Raw genomic sequence first — 22,912 nt, forward strand, 5'->3', positions numbered from 1 at the left:
AGCCTGCCGTATATAACAAATCCGTCGGGCCTATGCACTGCCAGCCGGCCCGATTTAAGGACCAGACCAACCGGGGGGACAGGATGCGACGGGCATTCGTTATGCAGCTGAATGCAGGGGCCGAACAGGAATACCGCCGCCGGCATGACGAAATATGGCCCGAACTGAGCGACCTCCTGCGCAAATCCGGCATCTCGGGCTACTCGATTTTTCTCGACCCGCGCACCCGCCAGCTCTTTGCCATTCACGAGGTGGCAGAGCCCAACAGCCTGGACGACCTGCCGAACCATCCGGTCATGCGGCGCTGGTGGGATTACATGAAAGACATCATGGCGACAAATCCGGACGGCTCACCCGTGGCGCTGCCGCTGCAGGAAGTCTTCAGGCTGGACTGAACGCTTCGATGTCAGACTGCTCCATCGTCTTCGACTGCGGCAAGACCCGACTCAAGGCATCCCTGCTTGGAGCGGACGGCCAGATTCTGGCCCAGCAGCAGACTGAGACGCCGCAATCCGCGGCCGGACCCTATCCGCATATCCCCGCCGATGACGTCTGGGCATGGCTGCTGGGGACGATCAGTGGCTTTGCACGCCAGCACCCGAACATAAGTCGCATCATCCCGGTGACGCATGGCGCCACCGCCGCGCTGCTGGCCGGCGATCAACTCGCCTTCCCGGTGATGGATTACGAATGGAATATCCCCGGCGATGTGGATGAGGAATATGAAGCCATGGCGCGGGATTTCCCCGCCACTGGCTCACCGGCATTGCCTGCCGGGCTGAATCTCGGGCGGCAAATCCACTGGCTGCGCAAAACCCATCCCGAGCAGTTCGAGCGGGTCACCGCGATCCTGCCCTATCCGCAATACTGGGCCTGGCGCCTGTCGGGCATACTCTCGAACGAGGTGACGTCGCTCGGCTGCCACACCGATCTATGGGACATCGCGCGGAACCGCTTCGCACCCTGGGTCGAATCGATGGATCTGGCGCGCCTGTTCCCCGCAATCCGGCCGGCCTGGGACAGTCTCGGCCCGATTCTGCCGGAAATCGCGGCGCGCACCGGCCTGCCGGCGCATTGCCGCGTGCTCAACGGCATTCACGACAGCAACGCCGCCTATCTGCGACATCGGGCGACGAACGGGGCGCAGGGCGTGACCACGATATCGACCGGCACCTGGGTCGTGGTCTTTGCCGGCGGCGCGGATGCCGGCAACCTCGATCCCGCCAGGGATATGCTGGCCAATAGCGACTGCTTCGGCAAACCGGTGCCCTGCGCCCGCTTCATGGGCGGTCGTGAATACCAGGCCATTGCCGGTGCTGCCGCTGCCGAAACAATCACTGCCGCCGATGTTCAGGGTCTGATCGACCGCAGCGTTTTCTGCTGGCCATCCTTCGCACCGCAGGGCGGCCCCTATCGCCGCCATGCCGGCCGGATCACCGGCGCCACCGGCGCCATCGGCGCTGACAGGGCCGCGCTGGCGTCGCTCTACCTCGCCCTGATGACTGAAGACCTGATCCGCCGACTCGGCAGCCGCGGCGATGTCGTGCTCGACGGCCCCTTTGCCGGCAATCCTGCCTATGCCGGCAGTCTGGCAGCGCTGCTGGCGCCGCGACGGCTGCTGATCGCCGACGACAGCCATGGCACCACCACCGGCGCCTGGCTGCTGGGGCAGTCAGATCTGACGGCCGACCTGCCGGCGCCGCAACCCGTTATGCCCTGGCAACTGAACGGCCTTCATGCCTACCGCGACGCCTGGAAGGCCGGCGTGGCCGAAACCGACAGACAGGCCCCCTGAGTCGATGCCAACCCACGATCTTCTCGTCACCCTGCCCATCGCCTTTGCCGTCAGCGCCGCTGGCGTTTATGCGGGAATCCGCATCGCACCGCGCACCGGTGCTGTCGCGCAGGTTCGCCCGGACCGCTGGCATACGGCCGGCATGATCCCGAAGCTGGCCGGGCCAGGTCTTGCCGCCGGCCTGCTGCTGGCGCTGCCCCTTGAACACTGGCTGATCGCAGTAGCCGCTGGCGCCATTGGCATCTATGACGACCACCATCGCCTCAGCCCTGCCATTAAGGCGCTGCTGCTGCTGGTTCCCGCCGGCGCAGCGGTTCTGTTCATCGGCCCCTGGTGGATCGGCCCGGCCATCTGGATCGCCGCCAATGCCTTCAACCTGCTGGATCACACCGATGGCATTGCTGCGGCAACCGCCATCGCTGTCTGCCTCTTCGGCGGCAATCCCGATGGCCTGGCGGTCGCGGCGGTCATCGCCGGCTTCCTGGTGTTCAACCTGACGCCGGCGCGCAGCTTCATGGGCGATGGCGGCAGCCTGATGCTCGGGACCTGCCTGGTCTTGCTCTCGGCCCATCAGGGTCCGATCGCCAGCATTGGCTGGCTGACGGTGCCGCTGGCCGATTCCGCGCTGGTGGTGGTCAGCCGGCTGCGGGCGGGCCGCAAGCCGTGGATCGGCGGCACCGATCACAGCGGCCATCGCCTGCTGCGGGCCGGTGTGTCACCGCATCTGCTGCCCTGGCTGTATTTTGCGGTGGCCGCCGCGGCGGTCGCGCTTGCGACCCGAACACTCTAGGCCCGACGACGACGCAGCCAGCGCCGGACGGCCTGAGGCAAATCGATCGGCAACTGCCGCAACGCGATCAGTCCGAAACGGATCCACAGCAGCACGGAAACCCCCGACAGCGCCCAGCGTGGATACAGCCGCTGGAAATGCTTCACGAAGTAATAGCTGGTGCTGCGAGTCTTGTGCCACTCGATGAACGTCCGCGACGCATCGCTGGTGCTCAGGTGGTGCGTGATCGGTACATGGCCGGCATACCAGACCTGCCCGCCCTGCTGCCTGACCCGGATACAGATATCCGCGTCATCGAAGTGCAGGAACATGTTGTCATCCATGCCGCCCAGCCGTTCATAATGGCCGCGCGCAATCATCATGAAGGCGCCACTGACGGTCGGCACTTCGACGGCGACATGAATCGCCTCGTCCTCATGGCCATGCAGACGTGCGAAATAGGGATGATTGGGAAACACCCGATCCAGTCGCGTCAACTCGATGAAGGCACGCCAGGGTGACAGGATTTCGCGTCGGCCGCCGCGTTGCTCGCGGCCATCGGGATGCTGCAGGTGCCCACCCACCAGCCATGCCTGGGGGTGCGCGGCAAACACGTCGAGGATCGCGCCAAAGGTGCCCGGCGCCAGCACGCAGTCCGGATTGACAAAGGCCAGCCGGTCGGCGGTCGCCACTGCCGCGCCGCGATTGCAACCGGCTGCGAAGCCGATATTGCGACCGGTTTCGATCAGGCGGATGCGCGTCTCTCTGGCTGCCTGATCGCGCAAGCGGGCCTGCGTCTCGCTCTCGGCGCCATTCACCACCAGGATCAGTTCGGCCAGCTCTGGCTGCGCCAACTGGCTGTCGATGCACTGCCAGAGCACCGGCCCCGTATAATAGATCACGGTGACGGCGGAGACCCGACGACCCGGGGGCACAGTCTCTGTCTGCAAAGGGATGGGCGGCATAAGGCTGAATAACCGATCGGCACGGAAAAGTCGATTTGCGCTCAGCCGGCCGGCACGCCGATCGCCGCCTTGAAGGCAGCGTCCAGCGGGATGTAGCGTTCGATGCCGTGCTCCAGGGCCCGCCGCAACAAGGCAATCCCCTGCTGCCGCTGCTGTGAGTCCGTACCCAGCGCATAGACCCCGCCTTCGAAATACAGGCCGACCGGGTCGTCCGGATTGCGCAGCCGCAACCGCCGCGCCCAGATCAGGACTTCGCCGTGATCGCCTTTGGTGAAACGCCAGGAGAGATAGGCAACCGGCAGATCGCGACGATCCGGCGCCAGTGTCAGGCCGCGATCCACCCATGAGGCCCAGAGATCGAGATGGCGCGCCAGCGCGTCATGCGCGGGCGCAAAATGCGGATTGATGGCCAGCTCGGTCAGCAGATTGTTTCCGATCACCGTCAAGGCCGGATTGCGGGTTTGTGGAATCGCGGCTTCAAGTGCCGCAATCATCCAGGTCAGGCGGCGGATATCGAGATCTGGCGCCAGAGAAGCGACCGCTCCTCGCTTTTGCATATCGAGTAATGCTCCGGACACGATCATCGACAAGACGCGATCATCGCCGCGAACGTCCACAATTTGCGGCGGCAGGCCTTGCGGCGCATCGAGCCAAGCCGTCAGGCGATCCGCCTTCACGCTCTGATAAACCAGCGCACCCGCTGCAATACAAAGGCCACAGGCAGCGACGAGAGAAAGCCCGCCAAGGATGTAGCGCGGGTGCTTGGCAGGCTCCGCATATGGCACATTGCTTTTGTGGCCGAGCGCAGCCATCGCCAAGGCAAACATGGGTAAGGCAAAAATGAGCTCGAACCACACGCCTAGACCGAGCAGCCATGCTACGGCAAACGCCACGACATAAGGTCTTTTCTCGGAAGGCGCACACCAAACGGGAAGCACGAAGATGGCCACCATCAGGGCCACACCCGCCAAGCCGGACGCCAGTGCGGTTTCAATAAGAAAGTTATGACTATGGAAGTAGTCGCGGCTTAGAAAATCCCAACCTCTCAGATCCCATAATGAAGCCTTGGCGTTATCCAGATGCATAGTAAAGGCCTCGGTGGTGCGCCCCCAGCCCAGGCCGAACAGCCAAATGTCCCACTGCTCCTGCAAGCGAGCCAACACGACCTGCGCGACCAGCACACGAGCCCGCATCGATAGACCAAGACCGGTGGCCAGTCCGGAGACGACAAGGCCAAATGGCAGCAGGACCGCAATGGTGACGGCAATCAGGCCGAAGCCGCGCGACCGCAACCAGGGCAGACGATCGCCGGCATACCAGGCGAGGCCACTCATACCTGCCGCCAAAGCCGCAGCCAGCGCGAAGGTCATGCTGTCCGCCGCGATGAGAAGCGCCAGCGCCGCCCCCGAAACGATACATACCCGCACGCGCCAGTAGCCGCCGCCAGGATGCGCCAGCAGCATCGCGGGCAACGCCAGTGCGGGCCAGGCATAATAGGCAGTGACGTGAATCAGGGGCGGGGCGTCGGTCAGTCTGCCCCAGAGGGTGCTCACAGCGATGATCCAGCCAATCGCTGCACTGAGATCGGTAACGCGTCGCCAATGAGATGCCGTTCCGACCGCCTGGCCAGCCAGGACCAGCCAGATCGCCAGATCGAGATACCACAATACACTCAAGCCCGATTGCGGCACGCCGAAGAGGCCGGTCATGGGCACGCCGCGGACCCAGGCAACGCTGAATGACCACAGTGCCAGCGCTGCTGCGGGCCAGGCAGAGCGTAGATGCGCAAGGGGGACCGAACCGCCGCACAGCAGGCTCAAGGCCATTACACCAGCACCGAGCGCGGCGGCGGAATGCGCGGCGATGACAACGGGTTCGGCCCGCTCCCATGGGCCGGATTCAAAGATTCCCAGCGAGGCGAAAGGCAGCAGCAGCGCCGGCACGAAGGCCACAGCCGACAGAGTCCGCAGCAAGGGAGTGTTTTGCAGCGTCATGATCAGGAGCCCGGCGGCCCCGCGAGCGGCTGGCGTGCCAGATCGGGCCACAGCTCGGGCCAGCAGCAGGTATGGTCAGCGCGCGGCACGATGCTCACCGCGGAGCTATCAAGGCGCGCACGCCGCAGATAGGACTCCGCCACCAGCAACGGGACGGTGGTATCGCGCTGACCGACAAAATGCCGCTGCGGGACCATGCGCAGCTGGCCGGCGGCATCGGCGGGATTGAGCGAATAACGCAAGGGGGAATCCCCGAAATGGCTGGTCCAGGCCTGATGGTCGAGCACGCCGGCAACCGTCACCAGTCCCGTCACGTCCTTGCGGCGCACAGCCAGCAGCGCCGCGATCGTGCCGCCGCCGGAATAGCCGTAGAGTGTCAGGCTGCGCAATCCCCGCGGCGATACGAACTGGTCGATGGCCTGGTCCATCGCAGCCACCGCTTCCGGCGCGAATCGGGCGCTGGTCCAGTAGGCCGGCTCGCAGCCGCGCTGACGCGTCCCTTCCGCATACTGGCAGGGCCGGGCCAGATACAGGACATTGGCCGCCGGATGACGCACTGCCATTTCCAGCGCGGTCGGATGTTCGGGCGTCGGATCGGGAGAGACCTGGCTGCGGCTGACATAGGCCAATCCGTCGCCTTCGATGAACACGGCCAGCGCCGGATCGGCCGGATTGCCGACGCGGGCATAGCCGGTCAGGTCGAAGCGGTCGGTGCGAAAGACCTGCTTCTGCCAGCCGGCGGCAATCTTGTCGGCATAGGCGCTGCGGCTGACAAAGGGATTGAGATCAGGCGTGCAGGCCGGCAGCGCCACGATCGACAGCAGACAAAGCAAGAGGGCCAAACCTTGCGGTTTGGCCCTCTCGGTACGCGGATACTTTAGGTGCAAGCGCCGATCAGAACTGCAGGCGCACGCGACCCATGATCGACCAGACATCGAGGTCCGAACGGCCGAGCGAGTTGTAGCTCGTCTCGATGTTGCCGCTGAGCGGGCCGGCCGACTTGAAGTCGAGACCGAGACCAGCCTGGCCACCGAAGTCTTCGTTATTGGTGAAGGTACCATTGCCGATAGCGAGCGCATCGGGATGTTCGAAGTCCCACTCACCGATCAGCTTCACGTAGGGCATGACGTTACCGATCGGATAACCGACGCGGCCACCGGCATAGGCCCGGCCCAGGGTGATGGTGTTGCCAGCCACCGCCGTGCCGTTCGACTCACGGTAACCGTCCTGGTCTTCTTCCATGTACAGCACGCCGATCTGCGGCATCACGCGGATCGCACCCGCGTTGTACGCGCCATTCAGAGCGCCATTCAGGAACCAGCGGGTGGCATCGAAGCTGCCCGAAACCGCATTGCCGCTGCGCTTGGCATCATAGCTGAGCCAGCTGTAGCCGGCGGTCAGGCTGGCAGTCCACTGGTCGGTCAGCTTGAAGCCGACATACGGCGCGAGGCCGAAACCGTCGTTCTCGAGGCTGCCACGACCCGTGGTGCGCATGTTGGTGTCGAGGTCGAGGGTTTCATAGGTGGCGGCAACGCCGAGGACCAGGCGGTCGCTCATCTTGTAGTCGAAGCCACCGACGAAGTTGATCACTTCGCCATCGAAGGACGCGCCGGTCTGGCCATTGTCGATGCTGGTGTAAGCACCCTGGACCCAGACACCGAAGGGCTTGTCAGCAGCGCCGGCATTGCGGCCGGTGTCGCGCGAATTCAGATAGCTGCTGGCAACGCTGCCGGAAGCGTTGTTGGCGCTGGCGAAGCCGCCGCCGCCAATGGCGTTGCTGATGCCGCTGCTGATGATGCCGGCGGTCTGGCCGGCCGCGATCGGGGCCGTCGCCGAAGTCGTGGCCTGATTCGGCGTGCTTTGCGTGCTCGAGGCCATCGCGGCACCCGAAACCACCATACCCAGACCAACGAGGCTGAGTGCAACTTTACGCAGCATGCGGAGCTCCTACATGTAGTATATTGAATATCTTCCCCCCAGGAGCGCCCTGGGTCTATCTCGTTCATTACTCTGGGTTTAGGCGACTTTTGTCAATGCGTTTTGCCCGGTTCTCCTGCACTGCTGACGTGATGCCGACAGGTGTGACATCCGCGCAACACTTCGTTCAATTTCCGTATACACGGCTTGGCTGAATTCGTGGATGGCCTTTAAACGCCGCGTACGCCACTGCCTGCATCTTTGCAGGCAAGACCGGGGCAGCCTACCGTCGATGGAGACCGTTGACCCTGCCTGTCGGGATGCTTACTACCGGCCAAGACCTACCCGTGGGGCCTCCTCTTGATGTCAAAATCTGCCGTTTTTCCCGGGTTACTGCGGTTTGCCGTTTATGCCGGCCTGACCGACCTGCGGACCGGCATCCGGCGCACCGGCCTGGGCCCCCTATGGTCGACGATCGGCCTTGCCCTGGTGATCGCCATCCTGGGGCTGTTCTTCGGCACCGTCCTCAGGCAGCAGCTACCTGATTACGACGCCTACATCCCTTTCTTGGCGGCCGGCCTGATCGCCTGGACCTTCCTGGCCACGAGCGTCCATCAGGCCAACAGCCACATCTGGACCTTCCTGAACACCCTGCGGCACACCCGCATGACCTTGGTCGTGCCGGTGATTCGCGTGATGATTTACAGCGGCACGGTCCTGCTCCTGAACCTTGCCGTAGCCCTGGTTGCCGCCCGGCTGTATTTCGGCGCCATCCATGTCTCTCCCTGGGCGCTGGCCGCTGGACTGACGCTGTCCGTGGCCAATGTTTTCTGGATGAGCTACGCCTCGGCGCTGTTCTGCGCCCGCTTCCGCGACATGCCGCAGCTCGTCGCCTGGGGCAGCCACCTCGCCTTCTTCCTGACCCCGATCCTGTGGGTCGAATACAATCTCGGCCGCTTCGAGTATCTGGCACGCCTCAATCCCTTCACGCATCTTGTTGCCATCCTGCGCCAGCCGTTGCTGGGCCAGCCGGTTGCACCGGAAACCTGGTTGATCGCCGGCCTGATGGCCTGCAGCGGCTGCGCGCTCTGCTGGGCGCTCGGCCGGCATTTCACCAGACGCCTGCCATACTGGCTGTGAACGATGTCTGCGATTGAGCTGAAGCATATCCGGGTCGACTTCCCGCTGTTCTTCGCCGGAGAGCGCTCGGTCAAATGGAACCTGCTTGATACGGTCGGTTCGCGCACCGGTGCAGCGGCGCGCACGACCATCCGCGCCCTCGACTCCATCAGCCTGACCATCGCACCCGGCGCAAGATTGGCGCTGCTGGGCGGCAATGCCGCCGGCAAGACCACCTTGCTGCGCGTGCTGGATGGCGCCCTGGCGCCCACCAGCGGCCACATCGCGATCCAGGGCCGCAGCGTCAGCCTGCTCGGCACCGGCATCGGGGTCGACCCCGCCTTCACCACGCGCCAGACCCTGATGGGCCATGGCTTGCTGCTCGGCTTCACGGCGGCACAATGCCGCGAGCGGCTGGACCAAGCCGTTGCATTTGGCGATCTGGGCGACATCCTCGATATGCAGATGACCATGCTGGGACAGGGCCAGCAGATTCGCGTCGCACTCAGTGTGGCCGCAGCCTATGCCGCCGATATCCTGCTGATCGACGAGATGCTGGAACACCTGTCGCCGCCCTTCATTGACCGGCTCTGCCGTTTCATCGAAACCGGCATGCCCAAAGACGCCATCGTTGTAATCGCCGAACGCTCGCGGTCCCTGGTCGAGCGCATCTGCACCCAGGCCATCGCGCTGGATGGCGGCCGCCTTGTGGATCAGGGCAGCCTTCAGGACATGCTCAAGCTGCACGGACATCAGCTCACCGCCTGAGGGCCGGCTTGTTGCTGGAACCAGGCTTTGTTGTTAGGTTTCCCCGGCATTTTTCAACCGGAAGCGTCGGCGTGCCCAACCCCCTACCTGCATTTTCCCTGAAGTCCGGCGCGACGGTCATGATCACCGGCGGCGCCGGCTTCATCGGCTCACATCTCGCTGATGCCCTGCTGACGCGCGGCAACCGCGTGATTGTCGTCGACGATCTCTCCAGCGGCCGGCTCGTCAACCTGCCGCCGACACATCCGCGCTTGCGCTTTGTCCAGGCGCGGATCGGCACGCCCGATGGCAATGCTGCTTTTGGCACGGCGCTGGCGGATGCAGATCTGCTTTATCACCTGGCCAGCCCCATCGGCGTGCGGCAGGCCCATGCCGAGCGCCACAGCATGGTGCAGGAAATGCTTGCCGCCAGCCTGGCTGTCAGCGAGCACTGCCTGCGTCTGCGCAAACCGGTGGTGGCCATTTCAAGTTCCGAGATTTATGGCCCCGGCACCGACCGGCCGCTGCATGAGGACGATCCCTGCGGTTTCGGCCTGGCATCGCGCTGGGGATATGCGACGGGAAAGTTCGCTCTTGAGCAGCTCGTCGCCGGCCTGGTCGCCGAACACGGCATTCCCGGCTGGATCGTGCGGCCGTTCAATATCGGCGGCGCGCGACAGCGTCCGGAAACCGGCCTGTGCATCGCCGCCTTCGCCGCGCATATTCGCGCCGGCAAGCCACTCATCGTCCATGGTGATGGCCTGCAGCGCCGCGCCTTCCTGCATGTCGCCGATGCGGTGAATGCCTTGCTGCTGCTGCCGGAGGCCTCGGCGCTGATTGGGCAGCCGGTCAACATGGGCAACGATCAGGCCGTATCGATCCGCGAACTTGCCGAACGCATGATCGCCCTGCTCGGCCACAAGGCCGGTCTGGAATTCCAGCCCTACACCGATGTCTTCGGCAGCGATTTCGCCGCTGCCGGCACGCGCGTGCCGGATATCAGCCGCCTGTGCCAGGTTGGCGACTGGAAGATTGAGCGCTCGCTGGATGACATCATCCGCGACTGCTACGAGCACCTCGCCGCCGCTTGATCAGCGGCCGATCAAGCCGGGCTGCCGCCGTAGATAGACCGCAGGATTCCATACCAGCCAGCGCGCCACCTGCCAGACCGTGGCGGTGCGGCCGGCCTGAATGAGACTGCGCTGTCGCCACACAGCCGGCAGGTCACGGACGGCATCGCGGATGCCGCGCCCCACGGCGCGCCACATCCCGGTTCGCGTGGCCCGCAGCCACAGCCCCAGCATGGCGAGGATATGAAGCGGCAGCAGCGGCCAGAACAGCAGCCCCGGCATATTGCGCAGGAAGCACCACACCATGTTGCGCGTCCCGTGATAGCGCGCGAAGGCTGAATTCGCTCCGCCGCTGGTGACACTGCCGACATGCCGCACGACGGCGTCGCGCACCTGGATGCCGCGATGCCCCCGCAACCGCAGGCGGAAGGCAAGGTCCACATCTTCGACATAACAGAAGAAGCTTTCCGCCAGGCCGCCGGCTTCGCGGTAGAGCGCCGTGCGATACATGGCGGCGGCGGCGCAGGGCGAGAAAACCTCGCCTTCAACCGGCAGATCGGAGCGCGGCCAGCCATACCCGCCGCGCCAGGCCAGGCCAGGCGCGAAATAGCGGTCGCCTGCTCCATCCAGAATCAGGGGATCCGAATACACAAGCTGGGTGGACCCGAACATCGCGGCATCGGCATGACGCCCGGCTGCCGCCAGCATCTGCTCCAGCCAGTCATCCTCCGGCACGGCATCCGGATTCAGCAGCGCGATCCAGGGCGTCTCCACCGTCGCGGCGGCAAGATTGTTGGCGGCGGCGAATCCGAGATTGACGGGGCTGCAGATAAAACTGTAGCGCGGATCGTCGCGGACGGCGTCCCAGGCCGTCGCAAATGAATGGTCTGACGAAGCGTTGTCAATCACGACCGCCCGGAAATGCCCCCAGGTCTGCCGGGCCAGGCCACGCAGCACTTCGGCAAGATGCGCGCCGGCATTGAAATTGACGATCAGCACCGTCACCGGACAGGGCGCGGAAGCGGACCCTGCTATGCTGTTTCTGACCACTGATGACGCTCCATAATTCATTGGCGTCTATATCAGATTTTCCGGTATTCTGCCGCTCTGAAAATAACGCCCGCCGGCAGATCCTGAAGGTCGAGTGAACGACGTTCGACACCGCCGTCAATTTTCAATGGCCGGAAATGACTGCGCCCAAATGGTTTCTTATCTCCGCAGCAGGACGATCGGGCCGGCCTCTTCCCGCCAGACTGCAGATCACCTACGCCAGCGAGGGCGTTGAGCAGGTCAGGACCATTTATCCCGCACCCGGCAGCCGTAGCATGACGCTGCCTGTGCAGCTCGCCAGCGATGGCCTGCCCGAACTGCGCCCCCAGCCCGAGCTGCAAGGCGACATCCGCCCCCTGTCGACATGGCAGGCGCTATATCCACTGCTGATGCTTCGGTTGCGCCGCGGTGGCATCGCGCAGGGTGTTATGCGATTTCTCGCGCTGCTGGGTCGGGGTGACATCCGGGAAATCGGACGCCGCTTTCGCAACCTTGCCGCAGGCCAGATCAGCCCGGCGCCAGCCATACCGGCAGCGCCGCCAGAATTGCATCGTCCGGTCGCATCACGACCCGATACATCCGGCGGCTATCACGTGCTGTTCATCGGCCCGAGCTTGCGCCTGGAAGGCGCGCCGATCAGCCAGTGCGAACTTGCTGTTGCCATGGCGGGACAACCAGGCATCACCGTATCGGCGTGTTTCTCGGAAGACGGCCCGTTGCGCCAGCATTATGCCGATGCAGGGATAGACATCGGCATTCTCGATATCACCTCCACCGATGCCATCGCCTCGGTGTCACGACATGAAGACCGCGTGCGAACACTGACGGACAGGATTGCCGGCATGGCAGCCGATGTCCTCATCGTGAATACGGCCGGTTGCTTTGCCGCTGTCGAGGCCGCTGTGAAAGCGCAAATACCCTGCTTGTGGAACATCCGCGAAAACGAGGGTGGCCCTGCTGCCTTCAAGCATCTTCCCGAGGCTCTGGCGCACCGGGCGCTGCAGGCACTGGAGGCAGCCGACGCGCTGGTCTTCGTCGCTCGGGCCACCGAGGCGCAATGGCGACCGTATTACCGTCATGCCCGCAGTTACGTCATCCCCAATGTCCTGAATCCCGCGCGCCTGGATGTCCAGAATGGCGCCGACCTGCGGCGGGCAGCCCGCATCCAGCTCTCCGCTGGCGATGATGACATTGTCACCCTCACAGTCGGCACCTTGTGCGCGCGCAAGGGGCAGGTGGATCTGGTGCAGGCCGTCTTGGCGCTGCCGGCCGCGCTCTGCGACAGGCTGCGCATTGTCTTGGCCGGCGACGATCCTGAAGGTTACGGCGCACAGTTGCGCACTGCGATCGCGCTGCTGCCGGCCGACCGTCAGGGCATGTTCCGGTTCATGCCGGCCGTTCCGAACCCGGCGATGCTATACAGTGGCGCCGACATCTTCGTCAGTTGCGCGCGATCGGAAAGCTATCCACGCGTCATTCTTGAGGCCAAGGCATTCGGCCTGCCCATCATCGCAACGCCAGTCGGTGGCGTGCCGGAACAGCTCGCCGGGCATGACGACAGCATCTTCTACGAGCCCGGCGACAGCGCAGCACTGGCCGCGGCACTGGGCAGACTCATTGGCAGCGAGGCCGAAAGGCTCCGTCTGGCGGATCACGGCAGACACAGGCCGTCCGAGGCTGAGTTCATGGATATGGTCGGGATGTATCAGGGCGTTATAGCCCAGGCGCAGCGCCAGCGCGCGGAGGGCAGCCATTGTCCGCCCTCCCCGATTGGAGCATAGTCTGGCTTCATCGTCAGGCGGGTTGAATTGTTCAATGAATACAAAGCGGAATGAGGCCATCCAACTTGCCGCACAGGATGCGGCAACGATCGCCTCTCAAGTCGCGAACCTCACCATGGTTCACGAATCCGGCGTCTGTTTTGCTGCCGAACAGGCTGTCGCGGCGGTGGCCAACGGAATTCCCGGCGCCATCGTCGAATGCGGGGTCTGGAAAGGCGGCTGCAGCATCGCCATGCTGCTGGCGCAGCGCATGGTATTTGGAAAAGTCGTGAAGCCGGTCTTCATGCTGGACAGCTTTGCCGGTCTCCCCAGCGTCACCACACGCGACGGTCCTCTGGCCGCGCAATGGCAAAGCGGGGCCGATCCCGAGAAGTTTTTTGACAATTGTAGAGCGGCCAAACAGGATCTGATGCGCGCCCTATCCGAATTCGGATTTTCAGCCGGCGACTACCGCATCATGGAAGGCTGGTTTGCGGATACGGCCGCTCAGGCTGCCGCAGAGCTGGCCAAAACCAGCATTGCGCTGCTTCGGCTGGATGGGGATTGGTACGAATCAACATCCACCTGTCTCAAGACTCTCATGCCCATCGTGTCTGAAGAGGCGACGGTCATCGTAGATGATTACTATGCCTGGGATGGCTGCGCCCGGGCCTTGCATGACTATCTCTCCGCAGAAGACCTGCCCTACCGGATAAAATCCTTATTCAATAATTATGGCGCGTACTTCGTGAAGCGGATTCACCGCAAGGATTTCGAGACCTTCTGACCCGACCGTGCTGAAACAACTGCCGAAACTCATCCGACGCGCTCTTCGGCCTTTCAGGGCCGCGGATACACTGCCCGTCAATTTCCGCAGCCGCGCCATCACCGGTGATGCCATCGCAGTGGATGTCGACTACGCCCTGAAGATCGCCGGCGACTATCAGGCCCTGCTTGCCGGCCGGCAGATCGCCCTCGCGGATTGCCGCATCCTCGAACTCGGCCCGGGCATCAATCTCGGCACGATGCTCGTTCTCGCCTGTCACGGCGCGCGCGTGGCCGTGGCAGACCGTTTCCTGACGCCATGGCAACCGGATTACCATCCGGCCTTCTACACTGCGCTGCGCCGGCGGGTGCAGGAAATTGCCCCGGCTCCCTCGCTGGAGCCGCTGGACCGCATCATCGCTGCCAGGGCTCATGTGCCCGAGGTCATCGCGATTCACACCCAGCCGGCCGAAAACCTGACAACCATTGCGGATGCCAGCATCGACGTTGTCCTGTCCAACGCCGTGCTTGAGCATCTGTTCAATATTCCCACGGCTTTTGCCGAGTTCGCCCGCATCACCAGGCCCGGCGGATACGGCCTGCACCAGGTCGACTTCCGCGATCATCGCGATTTCAACCGGCCACTCGAATACCTGCTGCTCACCCCCGCCGCTTTCGAGCCTGTATTCACGGAGCGGAATGGGGAATGTGGGCGCCAGATCAGGCCGCGCGAAATGGCCGATGCTTTTCGGGCCGCAGGCTTCCAGATTTTGTGCTACGAACCCAACATGTTCGCCGATCCGGATTATCTCGCGGAATTCTCGGCGCGGCTCGCCGCCGCCGATTCAGACTATCGCCACTGGGCCGTCACGGATCTGGTGGAGATCAGCGGTCACTTCACGCTTCAGCGCCCCGCCGGGCGCAGCCCTCAGCCGTAGCCGGAGGGATCATGTGTGGAATAGCCGGCTCCCTGTCGCATAAAGGCCCGCAATCCGTCGACGGGTTGCTCGCAAATCTGCGCGCCATGAATGCCGCAATCCGCCATCGCGGCCCCGATGATGACGGTGTCTACAGCGATGGTGTCGTCGGGCTGGCGCATGCCCGCCTGTCCGTCATCGACCTGAGCATGGCCGGCCATCAGCCCATGCAGACGCCGGACGGCAACCTCGCCATCATTTTCAATGGCGAGATCTACAATCACGCCATCCTGCGTCGTGAACTCGAGAGTCTCGGTTATAGTTTCATCAGTCGCACCGACACGGAAGTGATCCTGCTCGGCTTCCGCGCCTGGGGCGCTGCCGTGTTCAAGCGCCTGCGCGGCATGTTCGCGCTGGCCATTTGGGATTCCCGAAAACAGGAATTGACGCTGGCGCGCGACCATATCGGCAAGAAGCCTCTGTGCTACGCCACCCACGACAATCAATTCCTGTTCGCCTCCGAGATCAAGGCCATCCTGCAATGGCCCGGCATGCCGCGCGAACCCGACATGGCCGCGATCCACGACTACCTGACCTGGCAGTATGTGTCGGCCCCGGCCAGCGCCTTCGGCGGCATCCGCCGGCTGCCCCAGGGACATTTCATGGTGGTGCGCCCGGGCCAGGCGCCGGAGATTCAGCGCTACACCGCCCTGCCGGATCCGAAACTGGCGCGCAGCCGCCCCGCGGTGGAGCTGCAGGAGGAACTGCTGCACCATCTACGCGAAGCGGTGCAGATTCGCCTGATGTCGGATGTTCCGCTCGGCGCCTTTCTGTCGGGTGGCGTCGATTCCTCCGCCATCGTCGCGATGATGGCCGAAACCACTGCCGGTCCGATCAAGACATACTGCGTGGGCTTCGAGGACGAAGCGTTTGATGAGCGCCGCTATGCGCGCATGGTGGCCGACCGCTACGCCACCCAGCACACGGAGTATGTCGTCCGGCCCAATGCCGCCGAGATTCTACCCAACCTGATCTGGCATTACGGCGAACCCTTTGCCGACCCGTCGGCCATCCCGACCTATTATGTCTCCGCACTCGCCCGGCAGAATGTGACTGTCATCCTCAACGGCGATGGCGGCGACGAGAATTTCCTCGGCTATGGCCGCTACCGGCATTGCTGGGAGTCGCGCTGGATCGACGCGCTGCCGATGCCGGTGCGCCATCTCTGCTCGCTGCTGTCCAGCAGCCTGCCGGCCGGCGCCGACCGCAACCGCTATCTGCGTTTTCTGCGCCGCAAGGCCGACGAAGCGGCAGACCGCAATTCCCGGCGCTACGCTCCGTCAATCGCCTATTTCAGCGACTACGACAAGGAAGCGGGCTACGGCCCGGCGCTACGCCCCTATCTCGAGCATTCGAGCATCGACATGCTGCAGCCCTATTTCGACGCGGCGCCAAGCTATCTGTCGGGTGCGGCATGGGCGGATATCCACACCTATCTTCCCGACGACCTGCTGGTCAAAGTCGACATCGCCAGCATGGCGCACTCCCTGGAGGCGCGCTCGCCCTTCCTCGACCAGGAGCTGATGGCCTGGGCCGCCGGCATATCGGGTATCTGCAAATTCCGTGGCGGCGAATCCAAGGCGCTGCTCAAAGCGGCACTCGAGCCCTATCTGCCGCATGAGGTGCTGTATCGCCCCAAGATGGGGTTCGGCATTCCGCTGGAACGCTGGATCGGCAACGAGCTGAAGGAACTGCTGCTTGATACCTTGCTGTCGCAGACGGCCAGAGAGCGCGGCCTCTTCCGGCCGGACTTCGTCGAGACCCAGTTCAACGAGCATGTGAGCGGCATCCGGCTGCATCACACGCGCCTGTGGGGCATGCTGATGCTCGAGATGTGGTTCCAGGCCTGGATCGACGGTCCGCTGCCCACCTCGCCGGCCAATGACGGCACCAACCGGGCGGTTCTGGAAATGGCGGCGCATTGATGAACACCCCATCCTCATCTGCCCTCGGCAACAGCCTGCGCGAGCTGACGCGCCTGGTCACGCAGCACCGCGAGCTGGTCTGGGAGCTGTCGAAGCGCGAGATCACCGAGCGGCACTCCGGTCATGCTCTCGGCATGATCTGGACCATCGTCACGCCGCTGATTTCGCTGGCGATCTACATTGTCGTGTTCACCTTCATCTTCCGCGGCAACCTGGCCGGCGCGGAAGAGCTGAACCGGAATTATCCGGCCTTCCTGATGAGCGGCCTGCTGCCCTGGCTGGGGATTTCCGAAATCCTCGGTAAGAGTACCTCGGCCATCTCGGCCCAGGCCAGCCTGGTGAAGCAGGTGGTCTTCCCGGTGGAAGTCCTTCCCGTCGCCGGCGTGGTCGCCACGCTGGTGACGCAGGGCATCTTCATGGTCCTGCTGGTTCTCTACATCCTGATGTCCGGACAGAGCCTGCCGGCGACCATGGCGCTGCTGCCGGCCCTGTTCCTGCTGCACCTGCTGCTGATGTGCGGGATGTCCTACTTCCTGTCGTCGCTCGCCGTCTATTTCCGCGACCTGCGCGACATCGTCAATCTCGTCATGGCCATGGGGCTGTATCTCACGCCGGCGCTGTATCCGCCGCCAACCGAACCCGGCACCTTCTATTCGCTGCTGAAGTACAATCCGTTCTCGCATGTCATCTGGTGCTTCCAGGACCTGATCTATTTCGGCAGGATCGCCCATCCGCTGTCCTGGATTGTGTTTGCCGTGATGACGCCGTTCAGCTTTGCCATCGGGTACGCCGTGTTCCGCCGCCTGAAGCCCGGCTTCGGGAGCGCGCTATGACCCGAACGACACCCGCCATTGCGGTGCGGGGACTGAGCAAGCATTACAAGGCCTACGGCCGCCCCTCGGATATCCTGAAGGAGCTGCTGACCGGCCGGAAGCGGCACCATATCGTCCAGAGCCTGAACGGCATCACTCTGGAAGTCGGCAAGGGCGAGGTGGTCGGCATCCTGGGCCGCAACGGCGCCGGGAAAAGCACCCTGCTGCGCATCATCGCCGGCACGCTGGATGCCACCGAAGGCGAGGTCGCCACACAGGGGCGGATCGCCGCCATCCTGGAGCTGGGCACCGGCTTCCATCCCGATTTCACTGGCCGCGAGAATATCTATCTCGGCGGCATGTGCCTGGGTTTGAAGCGCCACGAGATCGACGACCGGCTAGACGAGATCATCGATTTCGCCGAGATCGGCGAATTCGTCGACCTGCCCTTCCGCACCTATTCGACGGGCATGCGGGCGCGCCTGACCTTCGCCACCGCGACCAGCGTGGACCCGGACATCCTGATCATCGACGAAGCGCTGTCGGTCGGCGACGCCAAGTTCCAGCGAAAGTCGTTCAAGCGCATCGAGGATTTCCGCACCCAGGGCAAGACCATCCTGTTCGTCTCACACGACCTGAATGCCATCAGCGCGATCTGCGACCGCGCCGTCCTGCTGGAATACGGTCGCGTTGTCGCCGATGGGAAACCCAAGGACGTCATCCATCGCTACCAGAGACTGCTGTTCGGCGATGCCGACCCGACGCCACGCCCGGTCGAGCCGGACGCAGCGCAGGCCAGTGCCACTCCGTCATCGCAGGCGTCGCCGGCCGCACCCGATGCCTCCGGCCCGGCTTCCCGCTTCGGCAGCGGTGCCGCCACGATCACGGACGTGCAGATGCTGGATGAAACCGGCACTCCCACCAGCGTGATCGCGGCCGGCCAGCCCTGCGCCTTCCGCATGGCCATCGCATACCGCGCCGACACGCCGCTTTCGGTGCCCGGCTTCATCATCCGCACCACCAAGGGCATCGATGTCTTCGGCATGGATACGCAATGGGCCAGGCTGCCCAGCATCCCGGCCTGCCGGAAGGGCGCCAAGGTCAGCGTGACGCTGACCGTCAACATGCACCTGGCTGCCGGCGATTATTTCCTGACCGTCGCTCTGGCGCAGGATGATGGGCAGAAACTGGACCTGCATTACGATGCCCTGCATTTCCAGGTCAGCGGCACCAGCCGGATCTTCACCACATCCCTCGTCGACCTGCAGGGCGATATTTCGATCGACGTCACGCCGGCAGGCTGACGAGCAGACGATCATTCGTGGCCGTCTCGGCCCGGACGCAGCACATGGATACTGCAGGCGCTGCCCAGGACGCGCGACAGCGCCCGCCTGACGCCGATCGACAGGCGGCGGCCCAGCACCATGTGGCCGGTATAGAAAATCCCGTTACCGCGGACCTGAAGGGACATGAAGCCCTGCCGACGGAAATGCCGCCGCCACCAGAGCGCGCTGAAAGTGACAATCTCGGTCAGCGCATTGCCCGCCTCGCCATGGCGCGGGACGACGCGGTAATGACGGACCAGGCTGTGTGCCTCACCTGCCGCCGCGCGCAGCCGGAAAGGCCCGGCATTCCAGGCAGCCAGCATCAGCCGCTGCACGAGCTCGACGTAATGCGCGATGTTGGTCCAGAAGCGCCAGGCCCCGGTCGGCATCACATGCACGCAGAGGCCGTCCGGCTTCAGGACGCGGATAGACTCGGCATGCAGGCGGGGTAGATCGGCGACATGCTCCAGCACATTGGATGAGAAGACGATATCGAAGCTCTGGTCCGGGAAGGGGAAGTCGCGACCGTTATAAGGCTGCACGGGGAATTCCATCTGCGCAGCCGCATAGGTGCCGTCAGGCACATCGATGGATGTCACGTCATAGCCGGCATCGGTCAGGCAGCGCGCCTGATAGCCGGTACCGCCGCCGATTTCCAGAATCTTCCCCCGCGGCGGCAAGACCCGGCGCAGCTCTTCGAATTCGGCCTGGCGAATGACGCGCAGGAATTCCAGGTTGAACATCCCGGCTTATTCTTTTTTCGCGACATACACGATGGTTGCCTCTCCGCCTTGGCGCAGATCGAAATAAGGATCCGGTGGCGTCGCGGAAAGATCGATGCTCGCAAGCTGTGCCGCTGCGTGGGATGGCGAGGCATCCACCGGCTGCAGTGGCACCGGTGAAGTCTGCGTGCGAGCCGGCGGCAACGCATAGCCATGCGCGGCAGAGGCAGAGGCCAACGCTGACATGGCCGCCAACAGCTCCGCCTGCAGGGCCTGCAGCGTCCGCATGGCATCGGCCGCCGATGCCTGCTGTTCGGGACGGTATCGCGTCAGGCTGCGGCTGGCCTGCTGCATAAGTTCTTTCGTACTCGCCAGGGGATCGGCAGATTGTGTCGCCACGGCACGCCCCGTCAGCCGTGACAAAACGCCGGCTTTGACCTTGCGCAGAAGCGACAGCAATACCGAGCGCTTGGCCTCGGCTATCATTTGTTGCTGCACCTGGACCAGATCGATCTGCCGCTGCACCATGTCCGCCTGCTGCTGCAGCGTGACCCTCTGGGATTCGGCAGTCGTCGCTAGGAGTCTCACCATTTCCATCAGACGGGATTCGTTGCGATCCATCATGTTGATGTGCTCCAGCATCCTGCTGTTATCAGAAAAGTCGACGACGCCCAGCCATTGGCGTGTCACGCCATATTGCGACAGCGTGGCGACAAGTGATTCCGGTGTGAATGACCGGACATGCTGCCAGGGGTGGAAATACAGCTCGCTGACCGGGCAGAAGACTTTCGACTGCTCGATGTCTTCATTGTTGGGCGTGGTGACGATCAGAATGCCGCCCGGTACGAGCAAGCTGGATATGAGCCGGAGAACGGACTCAAAATCCTCGGGCAGGACATGCTCGATCACCTCGGCCATGATGATCACATCGAAGGTCGCGCCTTCACTGCCATCAAGGGCGCCCAGGTAATGCCGGCTCTCGCCCACCAGCGCGCGGATTGCTTCGGCACGCCGCGGAGATGGCTCATAAGCAGCGCAATCGTAGCCATTATCGACCAGAATTTTGACGAAATGGCCGTTGCCCGCACCGAAATCGAGATGCCGGCCGGACGGCCGCAGCCAGGGCTTCACCAGATCGAAGAACTTGGGGCCCGAAAGCTTGGCAAAGCTCAGATCGGCCTGGCGGCCGGCAGCGATGCCGTCCCAGAGCTTGCCGACGAGATCCGGGGTCCAGGCCAGGTTGCGGCGTTCAGCGGTCATGAGCGCGACACCATGCGACTAGGACACGAAAGCGCGAACGCGCATCAGCAGCCGTTTCACGCCATATCGCGGCGGCAGCAGCCTTGGCACAACCATGCCATCCGCCCGGAAGCCGCGCGGCTTCCGCCCCATATCCGCATTATAGGCGACGTAGATATCTTCCGGATCAAGGACATTCAGCCCCTGCGGATCGGACTCGCCGTAATTGGCAACTTCGATATTGCGCGGCACCGGCGATGGATTGAAGGGTGCGATTTCGATTTCGACGGTTTCGCGACGCCCCTGCTTAAGAGCCGGGTTGATGCGAACGCCCAGATCGAACGAACCCAGGGCATCTAGCATACTGTGCGATACATACCAGTCGAACTTGTCGAGACGCTCCACATCGCCGCGTGGCAGACGCATGCGATACCTGTTTTGGTCCGGCTTCAGGCGTATATAGGCGATGGCGTTGCTGTTGTTGCCGTGCTCCAGCACAGTGATGCCAGGATCGGCCATGTTGGAAATCGAGGCTGGCGCGCCATGGATGATCACATCGACGTCCACCGTGTCGGCATGGCGCTCGCGTTGGTGCTCGTAAATCCTGCGTAACTCGCGGAGCATGCCGGTCGGATCGATGCGCCGGACGGCGGTGCGGCCATCGCGATGCGCTTGCGCAACCAGCGCCTCGGCGTCGTCCAGAGCTGCCTCCCAGCCCTGCGTCTGCGCCTTGAAATCCTCAAAAACGTCCAGCCGCTCCGTCACCGGATAGACCAAAACCGGCGACAGGTTGACGCCAATATCGTGGTCGATTGCCTGCCGCAAGTTCTGTGCCAGCTCCGCCATGTTGCTCTTGCAGATGATCATGCCGACCGAGATCACGCGATGCGGTGCGTCATAGAGTTCGTAGAGCTTCAGCGTATTCTGCAGGACGCGGTCAAGTTTTGCGCCCGTCCGGATTTTCTCGAAGGTCGCGGGATTGAAACTGTCGATCGAAATGCTGGCGTTCAGGAAGGTGAATTTCTTCAGCTTCTCGACTTCCCGCGCCGTGATCATCGTGCCGTTCGACGTGAATCCGAAGACCAGGTTCGGATTATCCTCGGTTTTGAAATTATCGACGAAATCGCGCAGGCGCTTGATCAGGAACGGCTCGCCGCCTTGCCAGGTGAATTCCGACAAATACGGCACCAGCGCGAGAACGGCAGGCACGGTTTCGGGACGATGCTGAACCCGCACTTCGCGCACGATGTTCTGGCTGCAGCCCGGACAATCGATATTGCAGTCCGCCGTCGAAACCAGCGTCAGCATGCTGGGCTTGGCCGTCATCACTTCGGCACCGGCCTCGTATTCCTGATGCGCCAGCGTCAGGTTCTGGCCGGACGAAACATCGGCATGAAAGCCGCCGACCATACTGCGCTGATCGCCGCAGACCAGTTCGTAGGACCGGCCGTTACGGCGCGGATCACTGTTGTCGGAGGCTGAGAAGTACAACGCACCCTGCCAGACCGAATACCGCCCGGCACCGAGGCTGCGAATATCCTCATGCACGGCGTCCGCCGGCCCGAGCGCAATGCCATCTTCAAGAAGTTCGACGGGCAGTCCCGCCTTCGCCGCAGACCGGATGCTGTCAGCAATGACCGGCACGCGATAGGCCAAACGGTCATCATGGTCGATGGCATTGGGCCATTTGAAAGGCGGATAGCGGTCGTTCGACCAGTGATAGGCTAGGCATTTGTGGCAGGGGTGGCCCGGCGGCGGCTCCTCGCCTGCATTGGCCCGACGCAGCGCCTGGTAGGCCGGACCGTTCCAGATTTCCTCGATCGTCTGGGCATTGGTATTGCCCAGCGGCTTGCCGCCATTGCCATAACCGCTCCAAAAGCAGCACGGCACGACCTCCCCGGTCAGATCGATGATCATCTGTTGCCAGGGATATCCGCAGGAGGATTTCTGAACGGTCATGA

The 22,912-nt window shown here is 63.5% G+C and carries 20 protein-coding genes; 12 read left to right on the forward strand and 8 right to left on the reverse strand.

Annotated elements, in window-relative coordinates; all coding sequences use genetic code 11:
* Positions 1 to 83 precede the first annotated feature (83 nt).
* The 3 genes from rhaM to AC1RRT_RS05710 are packed head-to-tail and all read left to right on the forward strand — an operon-like array spanning position 84 to position 2,585.
* The gene (rhaM, locus tag AC1RRT_RS05700) at positions 84 to 395 is read left to right on the forward strand and encodes an L-rhamnose mutarotase (RefSeq protein ID WP_493012815.1); all 312 of its coding nucleotides are present in this window, start codon (positions 84 to 86) and stop codon (positions 393 to 395) included.
* 8 nt (positions 396 to 403) lie between these two features.
* Positions 404 to 1,795 carry an FGGY-family carbohydrate kinase gene (locus tag AC1RRT_RS05705; RefSeq protein WP_493012816.1) on the forward strand — a complete coding sequence of 464 codons (1,392 nt, stop codon included), beginning with the start codon at positions 404 to 406 and terminating at the stop codon, positions 1,793 to 1,795.
* 4 nt (positions 1,796 to 1,799) lie between these two features.
* Entirely contained in the window at positions 1,800 to 2,585 is a 786-nt protein-coding gene (locus AC1RRT_RS05710; RefSeq protein WP_493012817.1) for an MraY family glycosyltransferase, read from the forward strand.
* Here the strand turns inward: AC1RRT_RS05710 and AC1RRT_RS05715 are convergent.
* From AC1RRT_RS05715 to AC1RRT_RS05730, 4 genes are all read right to left on the reverse strand, one after another.
* Positions 2,582 to 3,499, reverse strand: a complete 918-nt coding sequence (locus AC1RRT_RS05715; RefSeq protein ID WP_493012818.1) for a glycosyltransferase family 2 protein — start codon at positions 3,497 to 3,499, stop codon at positions 2,582 to 2,584. The two genes, AC1RRT_RS05710 and AC1RRT_RS05715, sit on opposite strands and share 4 nt — an antisense overlap.
* A 71-nt stretch (positions 3,500 to 3,570) precedes the next feature.
* Complete coding sequence (locus AC1RRT_RS05720; RefSeq protein ID WP_493012819.1) at positions 3,571 to 5,523, reverse strand: hypothetical protein; 1,953 nt, start codon at positions 5,521 to 5,523, stop codon at positions 3,571 to 3,573.
* A 2-nt stretch (positions 5,524 to 5,525) separates the two neighbouring features.
* The gene (locus AC1RRT_RS05725) at positions 5,526 to 6,356 is read right to left on the reverse strand and encodes an alpha/beta fold hydrolase (RefSeq protein ID WP_493012820.1); all 831 of its coding nucleotides are present in this window, start codon (positions 6,354 to 6,356) and stop codon (positions 5,526 to 5,528) included.
* A gap of 61 nt (positions 6,357 to 6,417) precedes the next feature.
* Positions 6,418 to 7,461, reverse strand: coding sequence for an autotransporter outer membrane beta-barrel domain-containing protein (locus AC1RRT_RS05730; RefSeq protein ID WP_493012821.1), 1,044 nt, complete (start codon positions 7,459 to 7,461; stop codon positions 6,418 to 6,420).
* 342 nt (positions 7,462 to 7,803) lie between these two features.
* Between AC1RRT_RS05730 and AC1RRT_RS05735 the strand changes: the two genes are divergently transcribed.
* The 3 genes from AC1RRT_RS05735 to AC1RRT_RS05745 all read left to right on the forward strand — a co-directional run bounded on the left by AC1RRT_RS05735 (position 7,804) and on the right by AC1RRT_RS05745 (position 10,397).
* Positions 7,804 to 8,580 (forward strand): ABC transporter permease, encoded by a 777-nt coding sequence (locus tag AC1RRT_RS05735; RefSeq protein WP_493012822.1) that lies wholly within the window; start codon positions 7,804 to 7,806, stop codon positions 8,578 to 8,580.
* A gap of 3 nt (positions 8,581 to 8,583) precedes the next feature.
* A complete protein-coding gene (locus AC1RRT_RS05740; RefSeq protein WP_493012823.1) occupies positions 8,584 to 9,327 on the forward strand; it encodes an ATP-binding cassette domain-containing protein in 744 nt (247 codons plus the stop codon).
* Between the two features lie 71 nt (positions 9,328 to 9,398).
* Positions 9,399 to 10,397, forward strand: a complete 999-nt coding sequence (locus AC1RRT_RS05745; protein WP_493012824.1) for an NAD-dependent epimerase/dehydratase family protein — start codon at positions 9,399 to 9,401, stop codon at positions 10,395 to 10,397.
* Here AC1RRT_RS05745 and AC1RRT_RS05750 read toward each other — a convergent pair whose 3' ends face one another.
* Positions 10,398 to 11,375 (reverse strand): glycosyltransferase family 2 protein, encoded by a 978-nt coding sequence (locus tag AC1RRT_RS05750; protein WP_493012825.1) that lies wholly within the window; start codon positions 11,373 to 11,375, stop codon positions 10,398 to 10,400.
* Between the two features lie 188 nt (positions 11,376 to 11,563).
* Between AC1RRT_RS05750 and AC1RRT_RS05755 the strand changes: the two genes are divergently transcribed.
* From AC1RRT_RS05755 to AC1RRT_RS05780, 6 genes are read left to right on the forward strand one after another with little or no spacing between them, the layout of a single operon-like run.
* Positions 11,564 to 13,207 carry a glycosyltransferase family 4 protein gene (locus tag AC1RRT_RS05755; RefSeq protein ID WP_493012826.1) on the forward strand — a complete coding sequence of 548 codons (1,644 nt, stop codon included), beginning with the start codon at positions 11,564 to 11,566 and terminating at the stop codon, positions 13,205 to 13,207.
* Positions 13,208 to 13,241: 34 nt separating this feature from the next.
* Complete coding sequence (locus tag AC1RRT_RS05760; RefSeq protein ID WP_493012827.1) at positions 13,242 to 13,973, forward strand: TylF/MycF/NovP-related O-methyltransferase; 732 nt, start codon at positions 13,242 to 13,244, stop codon at positions 13,971 to 13,973.
* 7 nt (positions 13,974 to 13,980) lie between these two features.
* Complete coding sequence (locus tag AC1RRT_RS05765; protein ID WP_493012828.1) at positions 13,981 to 14,889, forward strand: methyltransferase domain-containing protein; 909 nt, start codon at positions 13,981 to 13,983, stop codon at positions 14,887 to 14,889.
* 11 nt (positions 14,890 to 14,900) lie between these two features.
* Positions 14,901 to 16,853: an asparagine synthase (glutamine-hydrolyzing) gene (gene asnB / locus AC1RRT_RS05770; RefSeq protein ID WP_493012829.1), complete on the forward strand. Its 1,953-nt coding sequence runs from the start codon at positions 14,901 to 14,903 to the stop codon at positions 16,851 to 16,853.
* Complete coding sequence (locus tag AC1RRT_RS05775) at positions 16,853 to 17,686, forward strand: ABC transporter permease (RefSeq protein ID WP_493012830.1); 834 nt, start codon at positions 16,853 to 16,855, stop codon at positions 17,684 to 17,686. The genes asnB and AC1RRT_RS05775 overlap by 1 nt, the downstream gene beginning before the upstream one ends.
* A complete protein-coding gene (locus tag AC1RRT_RS05780; RefSeq protein ID WP_493012831.1) occupies positions 17,683 to 18,969 on the forward strand; it encodes an ABC transporter ATP-binding protein in 1,287 nt (428 codons plus the stop codon). Before AC1RRT_RS05775 ends, AC1RRT_RS05780 begins: the two co-directional genes overlap by 4 nt.
* Positions 18,970 to 18,980: 11 nt before the next feature.
* Here AC1RRT_RS05780 and AC1RRT_RS05785 read toward each other — a convergent pair whose 3' ends face one another.
* From AC1RRT_RS05785 to AC1RRT_RS05795, 3 genes are read right to left on the reverse strand one after another with little or no spacing between them, the layout of a single operon-like run.
* Complete coding sequence (locus AC1RRT_RS05785; RefSeq protein WP_493012832.1) at positions 18,981 to 19,733, reverse strand: class I SAM-dependent methyltransferase; 753 nt, start codon at positions 19,731 to 19,733, stop codon at positions 18,981 to 18,983.
* A 6-nt stretch (positions 19,734 to 19,739) separates the two neighbouring features.
* The gene (locus AC1RRT_RS05790) at positions 19,740 to 20,972 is read right to left on the reverse strand and encodes a class I SAM-dependent methyltransferase (RefSeq protein WP_493012833.1); all 1,233 of its coding nucleotides are present in this window, start codon (positions 20,970 to 20,972) and stop codon (positions 19,740 to 19,742) included.
* Positions 20,973 to 20,990: 18 nt separating this feature from the next.
* The gene (locus AC1RRT_RS05795; RefSeq protein ID WP_493012834.1) at positions 20,991 to 22,910 is read right to left on the reverse strand and encodes an SPASM domain-containing protein; all 1,920 of its coding nucleotides are present in this window, start codon (positions 22,908 to 22,910) and stop codon (positions 20,991 to 20,993) included.
* Positions 22,911 to 22,912: the final 2 nt, after the last annotated feature.

The sequence above is a fragment of the Ferrovibrio sp. GW821-FHT12B10 genome (assembly GCF_058807515.1).

Coding starts and splice junctions, on each gene's coding strand:
- rhaM (WP_493012815.1), top strand. CDS start 84: ATGCGACGGGCATTCGTTATGCAGCTGAATGCAGGGGCCGAACAGGAA.
- AC1RRT_RS05705 (WP_493012816.1), top strand. CDS start 404: ATGTCAGACTGCTCCATCGTCTTCGACTGCGGCAAGACCCGACTCAAG.
- AC1RRT_RS05710 (WP_493012817.1), top strand. CDS start 1,800: ATGCCAACCCACGATCTTCTCGTCACCCTGCCCATCGCCTTTGCCGTC.
- AC1RRT_RS05720 (WP_493012819.1), bottom strand. CDS start 5,523: ATGACGCTGCAAAACACTCCCTTGCTGCGGACTCTGTCGGCTGTGGCC.
- AC1RRT_RS05730 (WP_493012821.1), bottom strand. CDS start 7,461: ATGCTGCGTAAAGTTGCACTCAGCCTCGTTGGTCTGGGTATGGTGGTT.
- AC1RRT_RS05735 (WP_493012822.1), top strand. CDS start 7,804: ATGTCAAAATCTGCCGTTTTTCCCGGGTTACTGCGGTTTGCCGTTTAT.
- AC1RRT_RS05740 (WP_493012823.1), top strand. CDS start 8,584: ATGTCTGCGATTGAGCTGAAGCATATCCGGGTCGACTTCCCGCTGTTC.
- AC1RRT_RS05755 (WP_493012826.1), top strand. CDS start 11,564: ATGACTGCGCCCAAATGGTTTCTTATCTCCGCAGCAGGACGATCGGGC.
- AC1RRT_RS05760 (WP_493012827.1), top strand. CDS start 13,242: ATGAATACAAAGCGGAATGAGGCCATCCAACTTGCCGCACAGGATGCG.
- asnB (WP_493012829.1), top strand. CDS start 14,901: ATGTGTGGAATAGCCGGCTCCCTGTCGCATAAAGGCCCGCAATCCGTC.
- AC1RRT_RS05775 (WP_493012830.1), top strand. CDS start 16,853: ATGAACACCCCATCCTCATCTGCCCTCGGCAACAGCCTGCGCGAGCTG.
- AC1RRT_RS05780 (WP_493012831.1), top strand. CDS start 17,683: ATGACCCGAACGACACCCGCCATTGCGGTGCGGGGACTGAGCAAGCAT.
- AC1RRT_RS05785 (WP_493012832.1), bottom strand. CDS start 19,733: ATGTTCAACCTGGAATTCCTGCGCGTCATTCGCCAGGCCGAATTCGAA.
- AC1RRT_RS05790 (WP_493012833.1), bottom strand. CDS start 20,972: ATGACCGCTGAACGCCGCAACCTGGCCTGGACCCCGGATCTCGTCGGC.
- AC1RRT_RS05795 (WP_493012834.1), bottom strand. CDS start 22,910: ATGACCGTTCAGAAATCCTCCTGCGGATATCCCTGGCAACAGATGATC.